General features: G+C 56.5%; 20 protein-coding genes. 5 read left to right on the top strand and 15 right to left on the bottom strand.

Going from position 1 to position 23,672, the window contains the following annotated elements:
• Positions 1-60: 60 nt before the first annotated feature.
• From ccmB to yajC, 7 genes are all read right to left on the bottom strand, one after another.
• Positions 61-717, bottom strand: coding sequence for a heme exporter protein CcmB (ccmB, locus tag PH7735_RS12765; protein WP_058311747.1), 657 nt, complete (start codon positions 715-717; stop codon positions 61-63).
• Positions 714-1,343, bottom strand: coding sequence for a heme ABC exporter ATP-binding protein CcmA (gene ccmA / locus PH7735_RS12760; protein ID WP_058311746.1), 630 nt, complete (start codon positions 1,341-1,343; stop codon positions 714-716). The genes ccmB and ccmA overlap by 4 nt, the downstream gene beginning before the upstream one ends.
• A 183-nt stretch (positions 1,344-1,526) precedes the next feature.
• The gene (locus PH7735_RS12755; RefSeq protein ID WP_058311745.1) at positions 1,527-1,880 is read right to left on the bottom strand and encodes an Mth938-like domain-containing protein; all 354 of its coding nucleotides are present in this window, start codon (positions 1,878-1,880) and stop codon (positions 1,527-1,529) included.
• Complete coding sequence (locus tag PH7735_RS12750) at positions 1,877-2,644, bottom strand: sulfite exporter TauE/SafE family protein (protein WP_058311744.1); 768 nt, start codon at positions 2,642-2,644, stop codon at positions 1,877-1,879. Before PH7735_RS12750 ends, PH7735_RS12755 begins: the two co-directional genes overlap by 4 nt.
• A complete protein-coding gene (secF, locus tag PH7735_RS12745; RefSeq protein ID WP_058311743.1) occupies positions 2,637-3,605 on the bottom strand; it encodes a protein translocase subunit SecF in 969 nt (322 codons plus the stop codon). The genes PH7735_RS12750 and secF overlap by 8 nt, the downstream gene beginning before the upstream one ends.
• Before the next feature lie 3 nt (positions 3,606-3,608).
• Positions 3,609-5,270, bottom strand: coding sequence for a protein translocase subunit SecD (gene secD / locus PH7735_RS12740; RefSeq protein WP_058311742.1), 1,662 nt, complete (start codon positions 5,268-5,270; stop codon positions 3,609-3,611).
• 33 nt (positions 5,271-5,303) lie between these two features.
• A complete protein-coding gene (gene yajC, locus PH7735_RS12735; protein WP_058311741.1) occupies positions 5,304-5,594 on the bottom strand; it encodes a preprotein translocase subunit YajC in 291 nt (96 codons plus the stop codon).
• Positions 5,595-5,787: 193 nt separating this feature from the next.
• Between yajC and PH7735_RS12730 the strand changes: the two genes are divergently transcribed.
• Positions 5,788-6,441: a trypsin-like serine peptidase gene (locus PH7735_RS12730; protein ID WP_058311740.1), complete on the top strand. Its 654-nt coding sequence runs from the start codon at positions 5,788-5,790 to the stop codon at positions 6,439-6,441.
• 82 nt (positions 6,442-6,523) lie between these two features.
• Positions 6,524-7,816 carry a serine--tRNA ligase gene (serS, locus tag PH7735_RS12725; protein ID WP_058311739.1) on the top strand — a complete coding sequence of 431 codons (1,293 nt, stop codon included), beginning with the start codon at positions 6,524-6,526 and terminating at the stop codon, positions 7,814-7,816.
• Positions 7,817-7,890: 74 nt separating this feature from the next.
• Here the strand turns inward: serS and PH7735_RS12720 are convergent, their stop codons facing one another.
• The 4 genes from PH7735_RS12720 to PH7735_RS12705 form a co-directional block, all read right to left on the bottom strand.
• Positions 7,891-8,877 (bottom strand): fatty acid desaturase, encoded by a 987-nt coding sequence (locus tag PH7735_RS12720; RefSeq protein WP_058311738.1) that lies wholly within the window; start codon positions 8,875-8,877, stop codon positions 7,891-7,893.
• 143 nt (positions 8,878-9,020) lie between these two features.
• Positions 9,021-10,478 (bottom strand): ribosome biogenesis GTPase Der, encoded by a 1,458-nt coding sequence (der, locus tag PH7735_RS12715; RefSeq protein WP_058311737.1) that lies wholly within the window; start codon positions 10,476-10,478, stop codon positions 9,021-9,023.
• Between the two features lie 48 nt (positions 10,479-10,526).
• Positions 10,527-11,831, bottom strand: a complete 1,305-nt coding sequence (locus PH7735_RS12710; RefSeq protein WP_233488313.1) for a PQQ-like beta-propeller repeat protein — start codon at positions 11,829-11,831, stop codon at positions 10,527-10,529.
• A 44-nt stretch (positions 11,832-11,875) separates the two neighbouring features.
• Positions 11,876-12,556: a tetratricopeptide repeat protein gene (locus PH7735_RS12705; protein ID WP_058311736.1), complete on the bottom strand. Its 681-nt coding sequence runs from the start codon at positions 12,554-12,556 to the stop codon at positions 11,876-11,878.
• A 209-nt stretch (positions 12,557-12,765) separates the two neighbouring features.
• On the opposite strand from PH7735_RS12705, the gene PH7735_RS12700 reads away from it, so the two are divergent.
• Both PH7735_RS12700 and PH7735_RS12695 read left to right on the top strand, forming a co-directional pair.
• On the top strand, positions 12,766-13,995 hold the full coding sequence (locus tag PH7735_RS12700) for an efflux RND transporter periplasmic adaptor subunit (RefSeq protein WP_058311735.1): 1,230 nt from the start codon (positions 12,766-12,768) through the stop codon (positions 13,993-13,995).
• The gene (locus tag PH7735_RS12695; protein ID WP_058311734.1) at positions 13,992-17,831 is read left to right on the top strand and encodes an efflux RND transporter permease subunit; all 3,840 of its coding nucleotides are present in this window, start codon (positions 13,992-13,994) and stop codon (positions 17,829-17,831) included. Before PH7735_RS12700 ends, PH7735_RS12695 begins: the two co-directional genes overlap by 4 nt.
• An 85-nt stretch (positions 17,832-17,916) precedes the next feature.
• Here the strand turns inward: PH7735_RS12695 and PH7735_RS12690 are convergent, their stop codons facing one another.
• On the bottom strand, positions 17,917-19,737 hold the full coding sequence (locus tag PH7735_RS12690) for an ABCB family ABC transporter ATP-binding protein/permease (RefSeq protein ID WP_305879428.1): 1,821 nt from the start codon (positions 19,735-19,737) through the stop codon (positions 17,917-17,919).
• Positions 19,738-19,817: 80 nt separating this feature from the next.
• Positions 19,818-21,257, bottom strand: a complete 1,440-nt coding sequence (locus tag PH7735_RS21035; RefSeq protein ID WP_058311732.1) for a LysM peptidoglycan-binding domain-containing protein — start codon at positions 21,255-21,257, stop codon at positions 19,818-19,820.
• A gap of 99 nt (positions 21,258-21,356) precedes the next feature.
• Here PH7735_RS21035 and PH7735_RS12680 point away from each other — a divergent pair, with 99 nt between their 5' ends.
• Positions 21,357-21,908, top strand: coding sequence for an LOG family protein (locus PH7735_RS12680; RefSeq protein ID WP_058311731.1), 552 nt, complete (start codon positions 21,357-21,359; stop codon positions 21,906-21,908).
• Here the strand turns inward: PH7735_RS12680 and rarD are convergent.
• Complete coding sequence (gene rarD, locus PH7735_RS12675; RefSeq protein ID WP_058311730.1) at positions 21,878-22,768, bottom strand: EamA family transporter RarD; 891 nt, start codon at positions 22,766-22,768, stop codon at positions 21,878-21,880. The genes PH7735_RS12680 and rarD overlap by 31 nt on opposite strands.
• 63 nt (positions 22,769-22,831) lie before the next feature.
• On the bottom strand, positions 22,832-23,614 hold the full coding sequence (locus PH7735_RS12670) for an enoyl-CoA hydratase-related protein (protein WP_082645228.1): 783 nt from the start codon (positions 23,612-23,614) through the stop codon (positions 22,832-22,834).
• Positions 23,615-23,672: the final 58 nt, after the last annotated feature.

Raw genomic sequence — 23,672 nt, 5'->3', positions numbered from 1 at the left:
GAGCCGCGCGCGCTTCCTTGATCTGGGTTAAACCCGAGTCACATTCACTTCCATGCATTCTTAACGCAAATTGACCCGCAAAACCAAGGCACTGGCGAAGGGCAATAGTGCAATTGTACCTGCGGTTATACCGCCCAGCATCAAAAGGGGCGTCATGGCGTCCATCCCCAAGGCCCCGCGACGTGCCACTTCGGCCCCGAAAATCAATGTCGGTACATACAAAGGCAGCACCAAGAGCGACAACAAAAGCCCGCCCCGTTTCAGGCCAACGGTCAAAGCGGCGCCAAATGTACCCACTACGGACAAGGCCGGCGTTCCAATCACCAGCGACAGAACAAGCCAGACATATCCCGTATCCGGCAGGCTGAGCAGCAAACCAAACAGCGGCGCAGCAAGACAAAGAGGAAGTCCTGTGGTTAACCAATGGGCCAGCGCCTTGATCGTGACAACGCCCTCCATCGGCAGAGGGGATGTCGCCAAAAGATCAAGAGACCCGTCTTCCCAATCCAGCGCAAAAATACGGTCAAGCGACAACAGGCATGCCAGCAAGGCTCCCAGCCACAAAATGCCCGGTGCAATTTTGGACAAAAGGCCACTTTCCGGCCCCACTCCGAAAGGGACCAGCACGGTCACAATCAGGAAAAAGGCCAACCCAAGGCCAAAACCGCCCCCTGCCCGCATGGCAAGCTTCATGTCACGCACCAGCAAGGCGATCATAGGAAGCCCTCGTCAAAGCTGCCGCTAAAGGCATCTGTCGAGTTTTCGGGTTTGGCACGATAAGGGCCAACATCAAACACTTCGGCCTCAAGCCCCAAATCAATATGGGTCGCAATCAACGCCGAGCCGCCAGCGGCCAGATGCGCCCGCACGGCATCGGCAAACATTTCAACGGATGCCACATCCAGCGAGACGGTCGGCTCATCCAAAATCCAGATGGGCCGTCCTGTCACCAACAAACGGGCCAGACCCAACCGGCGTTTCTGCCCCGCAGAAAGCGCGGATGCCGGACGGTCTACCAATCCTTCTAGATCAAAGCCTTTCAGGGCCGCGTCGATGCCTTTGGTTCCGAAGATATCCGCCCAGAAATGCAGGTTTTCGGAAACGGTCAGCATCCCCTTCAAACCGTCACTGTGGGCGGCATAGGCAATGCTTTCCGGGTCACACTCTACAGTGCCGGCAACGGCGGGCTGTAAACCGGCAACCGTGCGCAGCAAGGTGGTTTTCCCAACGCCGTTTGGCCCGCGCAACACAAGCGCACCTCCCGGTTCCAGCGAGAAATTCAGTCCTTCGAGCACCGGAATGCCGCCGCGCGAGATTGTCAGGTCAGAAACGGTCAAAGTCATAGGTTTGCATTAGCCCATAAGCGGTTCCGACAAAAGCAATTTTGCCGGATGTCCCCTTCTATCGCCAAGCGCACGCCCAACCGCATTGAGGTGAATCAAGGAAAGCCGTGATTACCGATTGCCACCTTGGGGCAAAATTGAAACGGCCCAACGGGCCTGCGGAAAACGTGGTGCGGTTGCACCTCACACGGGCAACAAAACCGCCGCCATCCGCCGACCTTCGGACGCCAGCACATTATACGTGCGACAGGCCGAGGGTGACGCCATCAACTCGACGCCAATTCCGGCCTCTTCGAGGGCGGTCTTAAACTCTTTGGGGACATGCACCATGTTTGCGCCCGTTCCCATCAAAACAAAGTCGATCTGGTCCTTGAGATCCAAAATGGGTTGCAGGTCTTCGTAGCCGCCCCAGCTGCGCGCGCCTTTTGCGTGGATAATCGCGGCGCCATCAATCTTTTCTCCGCCAATGCGGAAGAACCCCGGGCCATAGCCCTCGATCGGAATGGCATCCGCATAGACAACTTCACTCAAATTCATGGGTGGCCTCCCTCGGACCAGAACGGCAAGCCGGATAAGGCCGACATTGCGATAATCACATAAGCCACTGCACGGTACGTCCGTTCGCGGTCTGGGTTGAATATAGCGCCCCCGACAATATTCCCCAAGAGCGCAGGCAGTGTCAGCACAAGGCCGATCACAAATGGAAGCGGTTCCAATCTGCTGGTCACGGCCAGCACGGCAATCAGCAACAGGTCATAGCCAAATAAAAAGACCATCGTGTTGGCCCGGATCACGGATGGCCCGTGCGGGCTTGCCATGTAGAACACGATCACGGGCGGCCCCGGCAGCCCTGCGGCCCCCCCGAGGAAACCACCGGCGCCGCCAATACCATAGACCATCGGCGGTGTGATCTGGCCGCGATACCGCATGCCCAATCCCAAAATCCCCAGCATCCCGATGGCCAATATGGAAACGGCATATCGAAACACATCCGGATCAACGCTGGTCAACACCCAAAGCCCAACAGGCAGCGCAACAATGACACCTGCAAACAGGCGCATCAGATCCCGCTTGTGACCGACTTTGATAGCATTGGGAATGTTGGGAAGCGGGCCAAGGATATCCATCGCGGCGACGCTCAGGATGGCCCAGACCGGCGGCATGAACTGGGCCGCAACAGGCAGATAAACGAGGGCCGTGCCAAACCCGCTAAAGCCGCGCACGATACCAGCGACGAAAGCAGCAAGAATGACCCAGGGCAGGCCCGGAAGGGCCAGCGCCTGGGTCAGAAGATCAGGCATCAATGTTGGCGAATTGATTGCCTGAGTTGTTCGATGGTTTGGACCAGTCGCGCTTGACCCCCAACTTCAACAGAACGGTCGACGCCACAAAGATCGACGAATAGGTCCCGACAACGACACCCCAGATCATCGCGAATACGAAGCCACGGATGACGTCCCCACCCAGCACAAACAGCGAAATCAGCGCCAGAAGGGTTGTGACCGAGGTCATGACCGTCCGGCTCAGGGTTTCGTTGATCGACAGGTTCAGGACCTCTTTCAACTCGAGCTTTTTGTATTTGCGCAGGTTTTCACGGACCCGGTCAAACACAACCACGGTATCGTTCAATGAATAGCCAACGATGGTCAAAAGCGCCGCGATGATGGCAAGGTCAAACCGGATTTGCACAACCGAGAACACACCAATCGTCAAAATCACGTCGTGCACCAAAGCAGCAACCGCCCCCATGGCGAACTGCCATTCAAACCGCAGCCAGATATAGATCAGCACGGCGGCAATCGCCAGAAGAACCGCGATGACGGCTGTCTGGATCAACTCGCCCGAAACTTTGGGGCCGACTGATTCAACCGAGACAAACGAGATATCAGGCGCCACTGTTTGCAGCGCGGTCTGTACCTTTCTGACAACGTCAGCGGTAACCGCTTCCTGACCGTCCTGGGCCTGAATACGGATCATTGTCACGTGTTCGTCCGCGTCGAAATTGGGGTCAAACACCTCGGTGATGGTCACATCACCCAGTTCGAGCGGCACAAGCGCGCTGCGATAGTCGGCCACAACAACGGCCTGAGCGCTTTCGGTCCGGATCGTGGTCCCGCCACGAAAGTCGATACCAAAATTAAGGCCCTGGGCGAAAAAGCTGCCCAGCGACAACACAATCAAAAGCCCGGAAATACCCAGCCACATCAAAGGACGGCTGAAGAAATCCCACTTCGTGTCCTTGGGAACAAGTCTCAGTCGCATGGCTTATACCTCGATTGTCTTGGGACGGCGGCGTTCGAACCAGATCACCACAATCAAACGGGTGACAAAGATCGCGGTGAACACGGATGTCATGATGCCCAGCCCCAGCGTAATGGCAAAGCCACGAACCGGTCCGGACCCGACTGCAAACAGGATCGCAGCAGTGATGAAGGTGGTGATGTTGGCGTCCAAAATGGCGCTCAGTGCCTTTTCATACCCAAGGTCGATGGCACGTGCCGGACCTTTGGCAGATTGCAATTCTTCGCGGATACGCTCGAACACCAGAACATTGGCGTCAACCGCCATACCGATGGTCAGAACGATACCGGCAATCCCCGGAAGGGTCAGTGTCGCGCCGATCATGGACAACAGACCAAAGATAAGACCAACGTTGATGATCAAGGCAATATTGGCGAACAGCCCGAAAGTGCCATAGCTCAGGAACATAAAGACCAGAACACCTACGAAGGCGACGATACAGGCAATGCGCCCTGCCTCGATGCTGTCTTGGCCAAGCTCTGGCCCGATGGTGCGTTCTTCAAGAAACTCGAGACCCGCAGGCAAGGCACCAGCGCGCAGCAGAACCGCGAGGTTGGTGCTTTCTTCAACCGAAAAACGGCCCGTGATGATACCGGATCCACCCGAGATGTGAGCTTGGATGACAGGAGCAGACACAACTTCTCCGTCCAGTACGATCGCAAAAGGTGACCCGATGTTTTCAGCAGTATAGTTGCCAAACTTGCGGGCACCGGTTGGGTTAAACCGGAAAGAAACAGCCGGACGGTTGTTCTGGTCAAAGGACGGTTGCGCATCAACCAGTTCTTCACCGGTCACAACCGGAGCGGATTCAATGGTGTAATACACACCTTCTTCATCCAGAGATGGCAGGATTTCATTGCCAACGCCCGGGTTGGCATCCGGATTGCTGCCGCGACCGATAACAGGGCTAAAGGTCAGCTGCGCAGTGGTCCCGATGATTTCCTTGAGTTCCGCCGCAGACCCGATGCCAGGCACCTGAATCAGAATGCGATCTGCACCCTGACGCTGGATTGTGGGTTCGCGCGTGCCGACTTCGTCGATACGGCGGCGAATGATTTCAAGGGCTTGTTGAACCGTGCGTTCATCCGTGGCCAGTTTTTCGGCTTCGGACAGGGTAATGACAAGTTCGCCACCGTCCGTGTCGACAACGATGTCCGAGGCACCCGCCGCCGCCAAAGAGGCAACTGGTCGGGCCAGTCCGCGCACCAGTTCTTCCGCGCGACCGATGTTTTCGGGTTGCGATACCTTGATGCGCAACTCGTCTACATCAGAAGGCTGAAGCCGGATCGTGCCAATCGTACCGCGCTCTTCGCGAAGAAGATCACGCACCTCGGGCCACATCGACTTGATGCGGGCCTCATAGACGTCCTCGACCTGCACTTCGGCAAGAAGATGGGCCCCGCCCCGAAGGTCGAGACCGAGATTAACCAAAGACGACGGCATCCAGTTGGGCCACATCGCGGCCTGCTCTTCCAGACCGTTTCCGGAATAGCCAAGTTCAAGCGCGGCCGTGGCGTCGTTATGCGCCTCGACCCTTTCGTAAAAAGCGTTGGGCAGAGCCATAAGCAGCCCGAACGCACAAACGGCCCAGATAAGGACCCGTTTCCAAAGGTCGATTTGCAGCATAATTGCAGCCTTGTCGTTGGGTGTTAGGGCGGATTATTCAGCGCTTGCTGGCTCGGTCTTGCTCAGAACCTGTGCAATGGTGGCTTTGACCACGCGTACTTTGACGCCATCAGCAATTTCGACTTCGATTTCGTTGTCTTCTTTGACCTTCGAAACTTTGCCGATTACGCCACCTTGGGTCACAACCTGATCACCACGACGCAATGCGTCAACCATGCCCTGGTGCTCTTTGACTTTCTTTTGCTGAGGGCGGATCAGCAGGAAATACATGATCGCGAAGATCAGGATGAGTGGCAGAAACTGACCGATTGCGCTGGCGTCCATTTTGACATTCCTTTGTAAGCTTGGTTTGGGAAACACCTGTCCCACAGATTTTGCAGGAACCTATGTGTCCACGCCTTGTTATGCAAGGCGGGAAACGCCCTCGTGAAGCGGCATTTTCCGCACAAAACAACCATTGGGCATCTCTTTCCCCCGAGGACTTGTGCCAAGGCCCACGAATGGGCAGGTTTGAGGCATGTTTCGTACCATCCTGCTTTTCATATTCTGGGCATCGTCCTGCTTTGCCCAGCCTTTGTCGATGGTGCCGGCCGAGGCCCATGGAAACTGGCATGCGATCGGGCGCATCAACATTGCGGGGTACAACCGGCGCAGCATGTGTTCGGGAACATTGATTGCGCCGGACCGCGTGCTGACCGCCGCGCATTGCGTGTTACGCGCCGACCTCAGCCCGTTCGCGTTGGAAGACATCACTTTTGTCGCGGGCTGGCTCAGGGGCAGCTATGTTGCGGCGGCCAAACCGGCTTCGGTTGAATTGCACCCGAAGGCAATTGCCATGAACGGCATTCAATACCCTTACGATATGGCGGTGCTGACCCTGTCTGCGCCGATCCCTGTTACCCCCATTCCTGTTGCCCCCTCCCCCGAACGGGGCCAGTTTGCAATCATCGGATACACCAGTGACCGCCCGCATATGTTAAGTGCGGGGTTTGGCTGTGGCGGTCATCCCAATGGCGCTGCTCTCTGGCTGGAATGCGCCGTGAGATCGGGAAACTCTGGCGGGCCGATCCTGTTGCAAACAAACGATGGCTGGCGCGTCGTGGGGGTTGTTTCCGCCGGCAATGGCGCGGCGACACTGGCCGCACGCGTTGATGAATTCTTGTTCCCGTGATGTGCACTCTGTAACAACACATCAAACTCGTGCATAAGGCGCGCGTTGAAACACTGATTCACAGTAACCAAGGACAAATGACATGCATGACATCCGTGCCATCCGCGAAAATCCGGCCGCTTTCGACGCCGCCCTCGCCCGCCGTGGAGCCGAGCCGATGTCGTCGTCAATCCTTGAGCTGGATGCCGAGCGCCGCGCCAAGATTCAGGCCGCCGAAGCCGCACAGGCAGACCAGAAAAAGGCCGCCAAAGAAGTGGGCGCCGCCAAAGCCAGCGGCAACGAGGCCGAGTTCGAACGTCTGCGTGCTCTTGTGGGCGAGAAAAAGGCCGAAGTCGCCGACATGCAGAACGAAGCCAAAGCGCTTGACCAAAAGCTGAACGATACGCTGATGGGCATTCCCAACCTGCCGTTCGAAGACACGCCGGAAGGCGCGGACGAGGACGACAACGTCGAGGTGCACCGCTGGGGCACGCCGGGGGAATATGCCTTTGCGCCCAAAGAGCACTTCGAGCTGGAAGGCGTAAAGCCGGGCATGGATTTTGAAACGGCGGCAAAGCTGTCCGGTTCGCGTTTTGTCGTGCTGAGCGGTGCCGTTGCACGTATCCACCGTGCCTTGGCACAGTTTATGCTGAACACGCATATTGATGAAAACGGGCTGACCGAAACATGGACCCCCGTCCTTGTGAAGCCAGAAATGATGTTTGGCACCGGCCAGTTGCCCAAGTTTGGCGAAGACTCTTATGAAACCACCAATGGTTGGTGGCTGGTTCCGACCGCCGAAGTCACGCTGACCAACACGGTAAACGGTGAAACCGTCGACGAGGCCACCCTGCCCCGTCGCATGGTGGCGCATACGCAGTGCTTCCGTTCCGAGGCCGGCAGCGCCGGTCGCGATACATCCGGCATGCTGCGCCAGCACCAGTTTGAAAAAGTCGAAATGGTGTCGATCACCAAACCCGAAGACTCGCGCGCTGAGCTGGACCGGATGACGGAATGTGCCCAAGGCATTCTGGAACGTCTAGGACTGGCCTATCGCACGGTTGTTCTGTGCACCGGCGACATGGGTTTTGGCGCGCAACGCACCCACGACATCGAAGTCTGGTTGCCCGGTCAGAACACCTATCGTGAAATCAGCTCGGTCTCGGTCTGTGGTGATTTTCAGGCACGTCGCATGAACGCACGCTTCAAACCATCCGAGGGCGGCAAGCCAGAGTTCGTTCACACGCTGAATGGATCTGGGCTGGCTGTTGGGCGTTGCTTGATCGCCGTTCTTGAGAACGGTCAGCAGGAAGACGGCTCTGTGGTTCTGCCCGAGGTTCTGCACCCCTATCTGGGTGGCAAGACTACGTTGGCGGCCGACGGCTCGCTGGTCTGAAAAAGGCCCCGTAAATGCGAAAAAGCCGCGCTGATCCAGCGCGGCTTTTTTGAGTCAAAGGACCCGCTTTGGGATCACTCGGCCGGTGTCAGGGCACTGGTTGACCGTGTTTTCGGATAGGGCACAAGCCGTTCCTGATCCTCATCCCAAAGTTTGAGCTTGAAAGACCGCAACGCCTCTGGCCAACGGATTGTCCGCAAATCATATTCGTCGCGGATTTCCTGATGGGCCTTGCGCAGGCGGTACGAAGGAATGCGAGCGTTATAGTGGTGGATATCGTGATAGGCGATGTTGGCCGACCCGAGATCCATCCACCACCCCAGATCGAGAGCAGACGAGCCCTGAAGCGCGGCGAGGCGCGGATCGAGATCAGGGCGACGATCCCAATAAGTGTCTTCGAAATTGTGCTGCAGGTACACGAGGAACACGCCGATCATGCCGCCCACAAAGCCCCAGAACATCCAAACACCAAGACCGGCCCAGCCCGCCATCAGGTACAGCGCACCGATCCAGACCGCCAACGCAACATTGTGCCAGAACAGGCCGGACAGCCCGATTTCACTGGCGTTTTTGGGCCAGCGATACCGAATAAAATAGGTAAAGGCAGATCCGAGCGGGATCAGAATGAATGGGTTGCGATACAAACGATAGGTCAACCGGTCCCAAAACCCTGCTTCGTTCCATTCGCGCAATGTCATGGTGTGGATCTCGCCAGTTTCCCGGTGGTCCAGATTGCCCAGATGCGAATGGTGCATATTGTGGTTGTGGCGCATGATGGCATAGGGCGCCATCGAAAACACGGACAGGGCATACCCGCCGAGGTCATTGGCTTTGCGCGCCGAAAACAGCGATGCGTGCCCGCAATCATGCTGCAACACATAGAGGCGCACGGCGGCAAAAGCGCTTATCAAACCCGCGGGGATGAACACGTACCATAGCTCGCGATAGACAACGGCCAGATAGAGCGTCAAAAAATAAACCGCAAAGGTCCCAAAGAAACTGAGCGCAGCGATGCGATCGTCTTTGACAGTATATTTCTGCAAACGTTCACGAATTTCCATTCCGAACTCCCTCGACCACCCCTGTAGAAAGGCAGATATGTCAACAAACAAACAATGCAACAAATAAATGTCCCGCGCATGACAATGCACATACGCGGGACATAATAAAAGGCTTTTTCTGAGAGGCTAAAGCGACAAAGGTCCTAGTCGCGGCGCCCCTTGATATGTTTACGCAACTTCGAAGGCGGTGCCTTCTTTTTCCCTTTGTAAGGGTTTTTGTCGTTCTGGCCGCGCATCATCAGTCGAATCGGCGTGCCCGGCATGTCAAAGTCTTCGCGCAGACCATTCACAAGATACCGCGAATAGCTTTCCGGCATTTTGTCAGGGTGCGAACACATGACAACAAATCCCGGTGGACGGGTTTTGGCTTGGGTCATATAGCGCAATTTGATGCGCTTGCCTTGCGGTGCGGGCGGCGGGTGCTGTTCCAGCATCCCCGTTAACCAGCGGTTCAACTGCGCCGTGGTGATCCGGCGATTCCAGACCTCATAGGCGCGCATGATGGCATCATGCAAACGGTCGAGACCACGGCCGGTTTTGGCCGAGACCGTAATCAGCGGCGCGCCGCGCAACTGTGGCAACAGGCGTGTGAACGACTCTTTCAAATCGCGCAGCTTTTCCTGTTTGCTGTCTTCGATGTCCCATTTGTTCACGGCAACAACAACGGCCCGCCCCTCGCGTTCGGCAAGGTCGGCAATCCGCAAATCCTGCTGTTCAAACGGAATGGCCGCATCCAGAAGCACAACAACGACTTCGGCAAACTTCACCGCACGCAATCCGTCAGACACGGACAGTTTTTCAACCTTGTCCTGCACCTTGGCCTTTTTGCGCATACCAGCCGTGTCAAAGATACGGATCGGTGTTTCCTGCCATTCGGTCCGCAAACTGATGGCGTCTCGCGTGATTCCGGCTTCGGGACCGGTCAACAACCGGTCTTCGCCAATGATCTTGTTGATCAGTGTGGACTTGCCCGCATTCGGGCGACCAACCACAGCAATTTGCAAAGGTTTCGAAGAAGTTGGCATGGGAACATCATCCGTATGCTCGTCATCTTCATCCAGATCGATATCAACTTCGGGGCTAGTGTCCACGGCATGTTTTTCAAACTCGTCAGCCAACGGCATCAGCTGCGAATAAAGATCGTTGAGACCTTCACCGTGTTCTGCCGAAAGACGAATTGGTTCTCCAAGACCCAGAGAATAGGCTTCGATCACGCCCGCGTCCGCAGCAGAGCCTTCGCCCTTGTTTGCAGCCAAAATCACATGGGCCGACTTTTTGCGCAGGATTTCCGCAAAAATCATATCGGTTGGCGTCACCCCTGCCCGCGCATCAATCATAAACAGGCAGATATCTGCCATGTCCACGGCGCGTTCGGTCAGGCGGCGCATCCGGCCCTGAAGGCTGTCGTCTGTCGCATCTTCCAGACCGGCGGTGTCGATGACGGTAAACCGCAGATCACCAAGCCGTGCTTCGCCTTCGCGCAGATCGCGCGTAACCCCGGGTTGGTCGTCGACCAAAGCCAGCTTTTTGCCCACAAGGCGATTGAACAGGGTGGATTTGCCCACATTTGGGCGGCCCACGATGGCGAGCGAAAAACTCATCTGATGTCTCCGACAGTCTTGAAGACGTCGCGATATACTATTTCGGCGTCAACGGAAAGCGTGCAAATTACCTTTCCCACCAACGACGTAAAGAGTTCCGTTCATAACGATCGGACTCGAGGCTGCACCACCGGGAATTTCAACGGCGTGAACCTGTGCGCCAGAGGCAGGATCAAAGATGCGCAACAGACCATCCGAAGAGGCAACAACAAGGCGCCCTCCTGCAAGGATAGGACCATAATGCGCATACAAAGCGGCCTGACGTGTCGGGCGGCTTTCTACAAACTTGGGCAGGTCGACAGACCAGATCACGCTGCCGTCCTTGGAATCAAGGCGCAACAGCTTGTTGCGGTCATTGACCATAAAGACGGAACCGCCCACGGGCCAAACCGGCCCCAAGGCGCCTTCGGTCGCGGTCCAGAGACGTTCTCCGGACTCAATGTTGAGCGCCACAATACGGCCCGAGTGGTTGGCGGCGTAGACTTTGCTGCCTTCAATGACCGGATCACCGGAAATATCACCGATTTTGCTGCGTGCTCGTCCGGGGCGTTCGCCAGAAATACCCGCGTCCCAGACGCGGAAACCGCCATTGCGGAACGTCGCCTGCAATTCGCCCGAGCCGAATGGGAAAATGGCGAACCGGTCATTCAGCGCAGGTGCTGCCGCGCTCATGATGTTGTTTACATTTGGAACCGACGACAATTGCCACGCAATCCGGCCGGTTTCAACTTCCAGCGCCCAGCCGTTGTCATCACCAGAGACGATATAGACAAGATCGCCAAACACCGTCGGAGATCCGCTTCCGATGCCGCCCAGTTCCTGTTCCCAAAGAACGGCACCCGTTTTCGGGTTCAGGGCAACCATCGAGCCGAATCCGGTGGCCACAAACAGCTTGCCGCTGCCATAGGCCAATCCGCCGCCAAGGGCGTCTTCGGAATCGTCACGCGGTGGTGTCAAATCACGGGTCCAGACCACGCCGCCATTCGTGGCAGTGGCCTGCAATTTGGCCTGGCTGTCGATGGTATAGATAAGACCGTCTGCGGCAACCGGGTCTGCGCTCATGCGGTTCTTGCGGCTGTTGCCCTCACCGATTCCGGCAGACCATGCCAATTGTGGAAAGGTCGAAAGCGAGGCGTTGGAAACGCGAAAGGCCTGTGTGCCGATCCGGTGTGTCCAGCTGCTGTTGCGCGTTTGTGCCGGAACACTGATCGCGCGACGCTCGTTGACCACGTCTGCCACGGTATCTTCCGCGCGCAAGTCTTCGCGCTGGCCGGGCAGGATCACATCCTTTTCGGCACAGGCTGCAAGCATCGTTGCGCCTGACAGCGCCAATATCCAGTTCCGCGTGTTCACTGCATCGGCTCCCGTGTGGTCTATTCAACCAATCGCTTCGTTTCTTATTGACTTACCGCCGGTGCGGCAAGTTCGGGCAGATCACCACCCAATGCTACAATCAACCGACTTGTACGTTGACGCAAGCCCGCAGTCACAGAAGCATCGGCATTGATGTTCTGCAATTTTACCATTGCGGCGTCGGCATTTCCTTCTTCCAGATCAAGCAAGGCAAGCTGTTCCTGCGCCAAAAGCGCCAAAGGTGCGCCCGGAGATGCCAGCGGCGCCAGCAATGCGCGGCGTTCCTCGACCGACGCTTCGGCGCCACGTGCCAAAACGGATTTGAACAGGGCGATCTGGTTATAGATGGCGGGTTGCTCAACCGAAGACGCAGAGATGCCTTCCAGAGTTGCGGCACTTGCAGCGCGATCCCCTGTCGACAGCTGTTCTGTAGCCAACAGCAGATCCACAACGGTCTGTGCTTCTGCCGGGTTGGCCTGAAGCGCTTCCAATGCCGCGATACGTTCGGACACATCGTTCTTTGACAATGCCGCAACAACCGAGTCGCCGTTTGCCTGAGCATCAGACAGCGCCGTGGCCTTGAAATATTCATTCACGGCCGCGCCACCAACCAGCACAACCACAAATGTGACTGCGATCCAGCCATAGCGGCGCATATAAGTGAACATCCGGTCGCGGCGGACCTCTTCGGTGACTTCTTCGATGAAACTGTCGGTATCGCTCACGCCGTAACCCCTTTGATTTGCCCCCTCTTAACGCGAAGCTGGCGGGCTGCCAAGCCTTGCCCTTGGGAACGGGTTGCGATGAACTGCCTGTGACCCCTCGCGTGATCAAAATGAACCGGTTAGTTCACTTTTTTTAGAGGACTGCTTGCATTCTCTGCCAATGCCATTATCTCGCTGGGTAAAATATATAATCGCTAGGGATACTTCTAATGCGCATCGTGCCATTGATCACCGCCGTTTTGGTGTCGATCCTGCTATATTTTATCGTCTTCGAACGTGACAGATTGACGTCGCAAACACCAGAGACACCTGAAGATGTTGTGGTCACCGAGACGTCCGAAGCGGAAGATGCCTCGGAAACAGACACATTTGTGCGCGTTGTGGCCATTCATTCAAAAGCACAGGTGATTGACAGCGCGGTTGTGTTGCGAGGTCAGACCGAAGCAGACCGGCAGGTTGATGTGCGCGCCGAAACATCCGCCCAGGTGATGTCCGCCCCCCTTCGCAAGGGAACCATGGTGGAAGAGGGTCAGATCATGTGCGAACTGGACCCCGGCACGCGTCAGGCCTCTCTGGCCGAGGCCGAGGCCCGTCTTGCCGAAGCGCAGGCACGCGTTCCCGAAACCGAAGCCCGCCTTCACGAAGCCATCGCACGCCTGGAAGAGGCCCGTATCAATTCAAACGCCGCAATCAAGCTGATTGAGGGCGGGTTTGCGTCAGAAACACGCGTCGCATCTGCCGAAGCGTCGGTTCGCGCCGCCGAGGCAAGTGTTCAGGCCGCCAAATCAGGATTGCAATCGACACAGGCGGGTATACAGTCTGCCGAAGCGTCTGTCGCCGCTGCAGAACGCGAAATCGAGCGCCTGACAATCACAGCCCCTTTTGCGGGGCTGCTTGAATCAGATACCGCCGAGTTGGGCAGCCTTTTGCAGCCCGGTTCCTTGTGCGCAACGGTTATCCGTCTCAACCCGATCAAAGTGGTGGGTTTCGTACCAGAAACCGAAGTGAACCGCGTGAAAATCGGCGCCATGGCAGGCGCACGTCTGACCACCGGCCAAGACGTGACAGGTCAGGTGGCATTTCTATCCCGCTCGGCAGATTCGACCACGCGCACCTTCCGCGTAGAGATCAACGTTCCAAACCCCGATCTGGCCTTCCGCGACGGACAAACCGCAGAAATCGCGATTGCGTCGGATGGCGCGGATGCGCATCTTCTTCCTCAATCTGCTTTGACACTTAACGACGAAGGCACGCTTGGTGTCCGCATTGTAGTCGAAGGCAACACCGTTGCGTTTGTACCGGTTGAATTGCTGCGCGATTCGATTGACGGGATCTGGGTTGGTGGATTGCCGGATCAGGCGGATGTGATCATCATCGGTCAAGAATACGTGGTAGAAGGCGTCAAGGTAGAGCCTGTCTTTGAGGAGCCCCGCTTATGAGTGGCATCGTAGACTGGGCCGCAACGCGCGCCCGAATGGTAATGGCGTTTGTATTGGTGTCGCTGATCATCGGTGGCACCGCCTATATGGGCCTGCCCAAAGAAGGAGAGCCGGATATCCAAATTCCGGCTCTCTTCATTTCTGTTCCCTTCCCCGGCATTTCGGCGGAAGATGCCGAAAAGCTTTTGATCAAGCCGATGGAAACCGAGCTGGCGGATCTCGACGGGCTTGATTCCATGTCCGCTACCGCCGGCGAAAGCTATGCCGGCCTGTTTCTCGAGTTTGATTTCGGCTGGGACAAAACGGCGGTTATGGCCGACGTCCGCGATGCCATGAGCACTGCCGAGGCAAACTTCCCCGAAGGGTACGAAAAGTACACCATCAACGAGATCAACTTTTCGGAATTCCCGATCATCATCGTGAATCTGACCGGTGACGTTCCCGAACGGACCATGACGCAGATCGCAAACGACCTTCAGGATGATATCGAGTCGCTTGATGCGGTGTTGGAGGCCGGCCTTGCCGGTGGCCGCGACGAGATGCTCGAAGTGGTGATCGACCCGCTGCGACTTGAATCCTACAATGTCACGGCGACCGAATTGATCAATGTTGTGCGCAACAACAACCAGATGATCCCTGCTGGCGATGTCGAAACCGCTCAGGGTAAATTCGCAGTTAAATTGCCGTCATCCTTTACCGAACCGCGTGATGTGTATGACCTGCCCGTGAAAACGAACGGCGACCGGATCGTCACGCTCGGTGATCTCGCCCAGATCAATCTCACGTTTGAAGACCGTCTTGGAACCGCGCGTTTCAACAATGAAACCACCGTGGCCCTGCAGGTGGTCAAACGCAAAGGGTTCAACCTGATCGACACGGCGCGGATCGTGCGCGAACTGGTTGAGGAATCGAGCGCTGAATGGCCGCCGGAATTGCGTGCTGCAGTCGAAGTAGGCACGTCGAATGACCAATCCGTTGTTGTCGCATCCATGGTACGCCAGCTTGAAGGCTCGGTCCTGACAGCGATTGCCCTTGTGATGATTGTGGTTCTTGCGGCCCTCGGTTTGCGTGCCGCCCTGCTTGTTGGCTTTGCGATTCCGACATCGTTCCTGTTGTGTTTCGCCTTCTTGGCTATGATGGGCGTCACGATTTCGAACATGGTGATGTTCGGTCTGATCCTTGCGGTGGGTATGTTGGTGGACGGGGCCATTGTTGTGGTCGAATACGCCGACAAACGCATCAAAGAAGGCGTAGGCCCGATGCACGCCTATGTCGAGGCGGCCAAGCGGATGTTCTGGCCCATCGTGTCTTCTACGGCGACGACGCTTTGCGCGTTCTTGCCAATGCTGTTCTGGCCCGGTGTCCCCGGCCAATTCATGGAAATGCTGCCCATTACCTTGATCTTTGTTCTGTCGGCATCTCTTGTAGTGGCATTGGTCTACTTGCCTGTTCTGGGTGGCCTCGCAGGTCGTCTGGAACGTTTGGTGCGCCACTATGCGCAGCAACTGGCCAACCTGAAGTGGTACCTCCGGATCGCGACTTTTGTAGCCGCATTGATTGGCGTCGCAATTTCGGTCGCAGGGATCGGCTTCCTGGCTGACTCCATTGGCACCCGTTTTGCCACTATGGGCACAGACATCGTACGGGACGTGATTCCGGGTTATCTCATGGTGTTCCTGTCAATCACTGGGATCATCGTTTTGGTCGCGACGGCATTGATTTCAGACGCTGTAATCCTGCTGTCATTCGGCTCGATCTTTACCTCCATCGGAGAAATAGCCAGCTTTCTATGGCGCAAGGTCTTCCCCAAGAAGGAAAAACTGCACAGCACCACCGAATACCAGCGCAACCTGTTTGGTGACTTTATCCACATGCTTGTGGCGCGTCCCCTTATGCCACTTGTTGCCATTGCAAGTGTTTTCATCGCGGTGGGCGTAACCTTCACCTACTTCGGGTCCAACAACAACGGCGTCGAATTCTTTGTCGAATCCGAACCGGAAGCCGCCATCATCTATGTTCGGGCACGGGGAAACCTGTCGCTGGAACAGGAAGATGATCTTGTGCGCCAAGCCGAAGAAATCGTTCTGGCGCATCCCGGCATCAAAACAGCCTTTGCCTTTGCCGGCGAAGGTGGCCTGCGCAACAACACGGGCGGTGCACAAGCGCCGAAAGATACCATTGGTCAGGTTCAGCTGGAAACGATCGCATGGGGAGACCGCCCCATTCAGCGCGAAAAATGGTTCACGGTGCCGTTCCTGAACATTGATATCCATCGCGATGTGAAAAACCCGCAATGGGACGGCAATACGGTTCTTGCCGAAATCGAGGCAGAACTGAAACTCATCCCCGGTGCCCAGATCGAAATCCTCGAAGCCAACCGTGGTCCGGCCTCGGCCAAACCGGTTCACCTGCGCATCAAAGGCGATGACTGGAACGACCTGCTGGATGCGGCGGATATTGCGGTACACGCGTTCGAGACGACACCCGGTCTGGCCCGTATCGAAGACTCGCGTCCCCTGCCCGGCATTGACTGGCAGATCGACGTCGATGTTGCCAAGGCAGGCCGCTATGGCGCGGACACCGCAACGGTTGGTGCCATGGTCCAGCTTGTTACCCGTGGCATCCTTCTTGATACGATGCGTGTCGACTCGTCTGATGAGGAAATCGAAATTCGCGTCCGGTTGCCGGAAGAAGACCGTGTGCTGTCGACACTGGACACGCTCAAGGTGCGCACGGCTGACGGTCTTGTGCCCCTGTCAAACTTCATCACGCGCAAGCCTGTTGCGAAGCTGGCCGAAATCAACCGTGTAGATCAAAAGCGCTATTTCGACATCAAATCCGACGTGGCCGCAGGGCTGACCGTGCTGACCAATGCCGAAACCGGTGAGTCCGAAGTCATGGAAACCGCGCTTTGGGAAGCCGATTCCGGTTTGCAGAAAGAATATGCAGATCGCGGATTTACCGCGACGGTTCTGACCGCAAACGAACGGATTGCAGCGTTGACACAATGGTTGGAAGGCAACCCCTTCCCGAAGGGGATCGATTGGGAATGGACCGGCGACCAGGAGGATCAGGCAGAGAGCCAGGCCTTCCTTGGACAGGCCTTTGGCGCCGCGCTGGCGTTGATGTTCATCATCCTGCTGGCCCAGTTCAACAGCTTTTACAACGCCACGCTGGTGTTGCTGGCGGTGGTCCTGTCGACCACAGGTGTTCTGATCGGCATGCTGGTCATGAACCAGCCCTTCTCGATCATCATGACCGGTACCGGCGTTGTGGCGCTGGCGGGGATCGTGGTGAACAACAACATCGTTCTGATCGACACCTATCAGGAATATTCGCAGTACATGCCACGCATTGATGCGATTGTCCGCACGGCACAGGCGCGTATTCGTCCGGTGCTCTTGACCACGATCACCACCATGGCCGGACTGGCCCCGATGATGTTCGGTCTGTCGCTGGACTTTGTGAGTGGCGGTTATTCCTTCGAAAGCCCGACATCGCTGTGGTGGACACAGCTGGCCACGGCCGTGGTGTTCGGCCTTGGTATCGCGACCGTTCTGACACTGGTCTTCACGCCTTCTATGCTGGCGGCACGTGTCTGGTTCTCGACATATCTGTTCTGGACAGGAGAGCTTCTTGCCAAGATGTCTTTGGGCCGAGGAAGCCGCGCCGCACGTGACTGGGCGTTGCGTCGCGAGGCCCGCCGGGTGAAATCACCGCTCATGCAATGGGACATGACAGATTTCGCGGAACCGGCCCTTGCCGATGGCCCTTCTCAGCCCCCCAAGTCAGAGGCACCGGCGAACAAGAACACATCGCTGGACGCCGCTGAATAGACGGCAAGCCACGCGGCCAAAAGAACAAAAGCCACGCGCCCATGAACAGGCGCGGGGCTTTTTATTTCCAAACTGTGTTGTCGTTTCAGGCGGCTTCGTCATCCGATTGCTGACGGTTCCAAAGCTGCGCATAGCGCCCCTCATGCGCCAAAAGCGCCTCATGCGATCCGCGCTCGGAGACTTCCCCGTTTTCAAGAACAACGATCTCGTCCGCTTCGGCAATGGTCGACAGACGGTGGGCAATGGTAATCACCGTGCGCCCCTCACCTGCCCGTGCCAGCGCATCCTTGATCTCTTGCTCTGTATCCGTGTCCAGCGCCGACGTGGCCTCGTCCAGCAACAGAATGGGGGGATCTTTCAACAGGGTTCGCGCAATGCCTACACGCTGTTTTTCACCACCCGACAGTTTCAGACCGCGTTCACCCACGGTGGTGTCATATCCATCAGGCAGGCTTTCGATAAATTCATGGATCTGGGCCGCTTTGGCCGCTGCGATGATCTCGTCCGGGGTTGCATCATCACGCCCATAGGCAATGTTATACCGAATGGTATCGTTGAACAGCACCGTGTCCTGAGGCACCACGCCAATGGTTGCGTGCAGGCTGGTCTGCGTCACATCCCGAACGTCCTGACCGTCGATTTTCAACGCGCCCTTTTGAACGTCGTAAAACCGGAACAGCAAACGCCCGATGGTCGACTTGCCAGAGCCGGTTGACCCGACAATCGCCACGGTCTTGCCCGCGGGCACGGTCAGCGACACATCTTTGAGGATGTTTCGTTCGGCGTCATACCCGAACCAGACATTCTCCAAGGTGATCTCGCCCTTGTCGATCTTCAGGTCCGGAGCGCCGTCCTTTGTTGTGACTTCCTCGGGCTGCTCAAGCAGATCAAACATTTCGCCCATATCGACCAGAGATTGGCGAATTTCGCGATACACGGTGCCCAGGAAATTCAACGGAACGGTGATCTGGATCATATAGGCGTTGACCATGACAAAATCGCCCACCGTCAACTGGCCGGATTGCACACCAAGCGCGGCAAGAACCATCACCCCAACCAATCCGCAAGTGATCAGCATGGATTGGCCAAAGTTCAAAAAAGCCAATGAATACGATGTCTTGAGCGCCGCTTTTGCATAGGCGCGCATAGAGACATCATAACGTTGTGCCTCGCGTTCTTCGGCCCCGAAGTACTTGACGGTTTCAAAATTCAAAAGGCTGTCGATGGCTTTCTGGTTCGCATCTGTGTCCTGATTGTTCATCTCGCGGCGTAGTTTCACGCGCCACTCGGTCACAGCAAACGTGAACCAGATGTAGACGGCAATCGTGCCGGCAACCACAACCAGATACCAGACATCAAACAGCCACATCAGGATAATGGCGACCAACAGCAACTCGAGGATCAAAGGCCCGATCGAGAACACCAGAAACCGTAAAAGAAACTCAACACCTTTTACGCCACGTTCGATAATGCGGGACAGGCCACCGGTTTTGCGCGTGATGTGATAGCGCATCGACAAGCGATGGATATGGCGAAAGGTTTCCAGCGCCAGCCGCCGTAACGCGCGCTGACCAACAGGTGCAAACACCACATCGCGCAGCTGTTGGAACCCAACAGTCATCATTCGCGCCACACCATAAGCAACCGTCAGGCCCACTGCCCCCAAAGCGAGAGGCGGCACGCCTTCGTCAGCAAGGCTATCAACGGCCCCCTTGTAAAGGATCGGCGTGTAGACCGCGATCAGCTTGGCGATGATCAAAAGGCCCAAAGCAATCAGAACACGCCGCTTCACCCATGGCGCATCGTCGGGCCAGATATAGGGGAAGACCTTACGCAGGGTTCGCAGCCCCGAGCGGCGTTCTTCTTTGGCAATTTCGCTTTCTGATGCAGATTGCATGTGTCGCATTCGGTCCGTTCCTGTCCATCCGTCATTTCAGGTAATCACGCCAGACGGAAAAGGCCAGAACTCAACCGGAAATGACCAGATTATTCGGGGATTTCAAAAATTTGACCGGGATAGATCAGATCCGGGTCACGAATACGGTCACGGTTGGCCTCAAAGACGCGCACATACATCAGGCCTTCGCCGTACCGTTCGCTGGCGATTGCCCACAGCGTGGATCCGGGTTGAACCGTCACCACCCGCACCGAAGTCGCCTGTGTTGCGGACTGTTGCTGGTTGGCTTCGACCGTCGCATCGTCTTCGCGTTTGAAAGGCGTTTCAATACGCGAGGTCACAGCGCCCGCGTCATCCACCTGATCCACCCGCAGCGTATAAATACCGGTATCTACATCCGGCAGTTCCGTGCGCCAGTTCCCGTCTGCCGCAACCTTGGAAGACGTAATCGGTTTGTTGTCGAGATAAACACGCACAAAGCCGGAATTGTTTGCCCGACCGGACAGTTCGACCTCACCTTTGTCGGAATAGGTAATCGCGTCGAGCGCAACTGTGGACATGATTTCCGGTGCTGCATTCTCGGCTACCGGAGCCTGCAATACGGTGATCCCGTCGGCGTCCGCTTTCAAAACTGTGGGGCTGACGACAACCTCGGCAGCAGCTTGCGGCACGTCTTGGGTCGGGGCGGGTTCGGGTTCGGCTAACGCGACCTCGGCCGCTTCCGTTTCCATCTGACCTGCAGTCTCGGTGACAGGGTTTTCTTCTGTCACGCCGGTCTCGGCTTCGGCAACCTCCGCAAGCGATTGAACCTGTTCCTGCACAGCTTCCTGTGCCGTCTCAACCTGCTCTGCAACTTGTTCAACCACATCAACATCGGATGAAGTCGTGGATGTAACTTCTTGTTGAGAAACCTCTTCTTCCGCAGAAGAGGTTACTTTCGCCACCTCATCTTCAACAGATTCTTTTGCTACTGCAGCCGTTTCAGCGATCTGAGTTTCGGTTTCGTCCGCAACAGTTTCAACAGTGGGCTCCGGCACGACGGCCTTGGGGGTCGGGGCAATAATGATCGTCTCTTCCGACGTCACATCTCCGTCCGCGCCTTTTTGCACAAGGCTCAGCACCCGTGGGTTATCGCTGGGGGCCAGTTCGACGAAGCTTACGAATTTACCCGAAGCATCTGTTTCGGTTGCGATCAGCTCTGCCCCGTCCATCAGAATTTTCACAGGCAAAGACTGTGCCCCCTGTCCCGCAATCAGGGTATTGCCATCTGTCTCGACACGAACGACGTCAAAAGACGGGCGTATCACCTCGGCAACTTCCTTTTCCGGAACGGGTTCGGGCTTTGGTTCAGGCTGTAAAGGTTGCGGGGGCGTGGCAACCACGGGCTGCGCGGTTTCTACTACCGGCGGAACCGGTTCCGAAGGGCTGAAGACGCCGCTGACGGCTGCAACGGTTACGGCCGCAACAACGACAACGCCGCCGCCAATCAATGCGCCGTTTCCTGCGAATAGTGATGCTTTAGCGCTCATGCCAGCGTTTCCCCAAATTTTGCCAGCCGTGGTGGTTGAGAGAGCATATCAACACAGTTAACACTGGTCAAAACAGCTTTAATCATATTGAGGAAATCCATGTCACAACGGTCAATCTGTGTCTTTTGCGGCGCACGTTCAGGTAAAGATCCCAGCTATGAAGCCACAGCGATCGAATTGGGCACGCTGATTGCGAACCGGGGATGGCGTCTTGTCTATGGGGCCGGAGACATCGGCATCATGGGCGCCGTGGCCAATGCAACGCAAACCGCGGGCGGCGATACCTTTGGTGTAATCCCCGAACACCTTCTGAAACGCGAAGTCGGAAAAACCGATCTGTCGCGGTTCATCGTTACCGAAAACATGCATGAGCGTAAGAAAGTCATGTTCATGAACTGCGATGCCATTGTCGTGCTGCCGGGCGGCGCAGGGTCACTGGACGAGTTCTTTGAGGTCATGACATGGCGACAGCTTGGGCTGCATGACAAACCCATTCTTCTTGCCAATATCAACGGGTACTGGGACCCGCTGGTGGGACTGTTGGATCATGTAATCAACGAAGGCTTTGCCGAGGACAGTCTGCGCGACTTCATTGAGGTCGTTAACGATTTTGACGGGCTTCAGACGGCGCTGGACGGGGCCTTGTCCTGACGCAAAGCGGCAACGGTATAGACCGCAAGTGCGCCCCAGATGATGGGAAAACTGATGGCGTGCCAAAATCCAAACGGTTCCCCAAAGATCGCGACAGCACATATGAACTGCAACGTCGGGTTGATGTATTGCAGCAACCCGATTGTTGAAAGTTTGGCCCGTTTCGTGGCGTAAGAGAACATGATCAGGGGCGTTGCCGTCAACGCCCCCGACAACACCAGCAAAAAGCTGTCTTGCAACTGGTCCGGGCCAAACCGGCCGGTTCCGCCACTATGGATGTTAAACAGGATAACAGCGGCAATCGGAAGAAGCACAAGAACCTCGCCCGTCACGGACACGACGGGGCCAAGTGTCAGCTGTTTCTTGATAACGCCGTAAAACCCGAATGTCCCCGACAGGATAAGAGCGATCCACGGCGCAACGCCCAGCCCAACCGTCAACAGGACGACAGCGCAAAACGCCATACCAACAGCAATCAGCTGCAACCGACTTAGCGTTTCGGCAAAGATCAAGCGACCAAACAGAACGGCCACCAAGGGAAACAGAAAATACCCGAGCGAGGCCTCTGTCGCATGGGCATTGGCGATGGACCAGATAAACACAAACCAGTTGATAGAAATCAGCGTTGCGGCCACGGCAATGATCACCAGCCCCCTGCCCGGCTTCATCGCCGACCACAAAAGATGCAGCCGCCCCTGAAAGAGAAGAAGGCCCGTGAAAATCACCGCCGACCAAATCGTGCGGTGGGTCAGAATCTCGATGGGCGGGATATGAGACAGCAGCTTGTAATACAGCGGCGACAACCCCCAGATGACGCAGGTCACCACCATCGCAAGAATGCCTTTGCGTGCGTCACTCATTTTGGTCTTTCCCCTCATCCCTGTGGAAGTGATGACGTCGAGCACAGACCTTGGCAAGCCTTGTTAGCCTTTGGCCCAGCTTTGCCGTTCGATTTCGATGCGCGTTGGATCGAGAAAGTGATCAAGCATTGCAGCGCCCGCGATTTCATAGGCCGTTTCAAGGGGATGTTCGATCTGTTCGTAAAACGTTTGCTTGCCCAACGAAACCGCGGGGGCGTGCCGCTGTGCCAGAGTTCTGGCAAAGTCGTGCACCAACTCTTGCAGGGCCTCAGGTGCGACAACGCGATTGACCAGCCCCACATCCAGCGCCCAGTCGGCATCATAGGTTGCCCCCGACATCGCCATCTCAAGCGCATGTTTGCGCGACAACACGCGCCCTACGGCCACGGCTGGCGTCGAACAAAAGCCGCCATTGTGCACACCGGGAAGACAGAAACGCGCTTGCGTTGAAACAAAGGCCAGATCACAGGCCGCCACCATTTGCAGACCAGCCGCCGTTGCGATCCCTTCAACCATTGCCAGGGTCGGTTTTGACCCCTTGGTCAGACGCGTCATGACCACGCTACACTGGTCAATCAATTGGGTCAGATACGCCCTCCCCTGATCGGGGTCCTGTCTGTGTCGCGATATTTCCTTGAGATCATGACCCGCGCAAAAGATGGATCCGGGACCGTAGGCGACAATCACCTTTATCCCGTCGTCCTTTTCGGCGACGTCCAGCGCATCGTTCAAAGAACACAGCATCTCAAGCGAAAGTGCGTGCGCCCTACCCGCCCCCAATGTGAGCGTTAAGACACCATCCCTGATAGACTGTCCAAGCAAAGGGGTTTCCCGCATCTGGTTCATGATCTGCTCCTCATGTGGGAAAGGATGTGATGCAGGTCAGGCAGATGCAAGAAAAACA

This window comes from Shimia thalassica, assembly GCF_001458215.1.
Taxonomy (GTDB): Bacteria; Pseudomonadota; Alphaproteobacteria; order Rhodobacterales; family Rhodobacteraceae; genus Shimia; species Shimia thalassica.
The sequence above is the reverse complement of the archived record's forward strand: the minus strand, read 5'-3'. Positions and strand labels throughout refer to the sequence as shown.

Excerpts from the sequence above, each read along its gene's own strand:
- ccmB (WP_058311747.1), bottom strand. The coding sequence starts at position 717 with ATGATCGCCTTGCTGGTGCGTGACATGAAGCTTGCCATGCGGGCAGGG.
- ccmA (WP_058311746.1), bottom strand. The coding sequence starts at position 1,343 with ATGACTTTGACCGTTTCTGACCTGACAATCTCGCGCGGCGGCATTCCG.
- PH7735_RS12755 (WP_058311745.1), bottom strand. The coding sequence starts at position 1,880 with ATGAATTTGAGTGAAGTTGTCTATGCGGATGCCATTCCGATCGAGGGC.
- PH7735_RS12750 (WP_058311744.1), bottom strand. The coding sequence starts at position 2,644 with ATGCCTGATCTTCTGACCCAGGCGCTGGCCCTTCCGGGCCTGCCCTGG.
- secF (WP_058311743.1), bottom strand. The coding sequence starts at position 3,605 with ATGCGACTGAGACTTGTTCCCAAGGACACGAAGTGGGATTTCTTCAGC.
- secD (WP_058311742.1), bottom strand. The coding sequence starts at position 5,270 with ATGCTGCAAATCGACCTTTGGAAACGGGTCCTTATCTGGGCCGTTTGT.
- yajC (WP_058311741.1), bottom strand. The coding sequence starts at position 5,594 with ATGGACGCCAGCGCAATCGGTCAGTTTCTGCCACTCATCCTGATCTTC.
- PH7735_RS12730 (WP_058311740.1), top strand. The coding sequence starts at position 5,788 with ATGTTTCGTACCATCCTGCTTTTCATATTCTGGGCATCGTCCTGCTTT.
- serS (WP_058311739.1), top strand. The coding sequence starts at position 6,524 with ATGCATGACATCCGTGCCATCCGCGAAAATCCGGCCGCTTTCGACGCC.
- PH7735_RS12720 (WP_058311738.1), bottom strand. The coding sequence starts at position 8,877 with ATGGAAATTCGTGAACGTTTGCAGAAATATACTGTCAAAGACGATCGC.
- der (WP_058311737.1), bottom strand. The coding sequence starts at position 10,478 with ATGAGTTTTTCGCTCGCCATCGTGGGCCGCCCAAATGTGGGCAAATCC.
- PH7735_RS12700 (WP_058311735.1), top strand. The coding sequence starts at position 12,766 with ATGCGCATCGTGCCATTGATCACCGCCGTTTTGGTGTCGATCCTGCTA.
- PH7735_RS12695 (WP_058311734.1), top strand. The coding sequence starts at position 13,992 with ATGAGTGGCATCGTAGACTGGGCCGCAACGCGCGCCCGAATGGTAATG.
- PH7735_RS12690 (WP_305879428.1), bottom strand. The coding sequence starts at position 19,737 with ATGCGACACATGCAATCTGCATCAGAAAGCGAAATTGCCAAAGAAGAA.
- PH7735_RS21035 (WP_058311732.1), bottom strand. The coding sequence starts at position 21,257 with ATGAGCGCTAAAGCATCACTATTCGCAGGAAACGGCGCATTGATTGGC.
- PH7735_RS12680 (WP_058311731.1), top strand. The coding sequence starts at position 21,357 with ATGTCACAACGGTCAATCTGTGTCTTTTGCGGCGCACGTTCAGGTAAA.
- rarD (WP_058311730.1), bottom strand. The coding sequence starts at position 22,768 with ATGAGTGACGCACGCAAAGGCATTCTTGCGATGGTGGTGACCTGCGTC.
- PH7735_RS12670 (WP_082645228.1), bottom strand. The coding sequence starts at position 23,614 with ATGAACCAGATGCGGGAAACCCCTTTGCTTGGACAGTCTATCAGGGAT.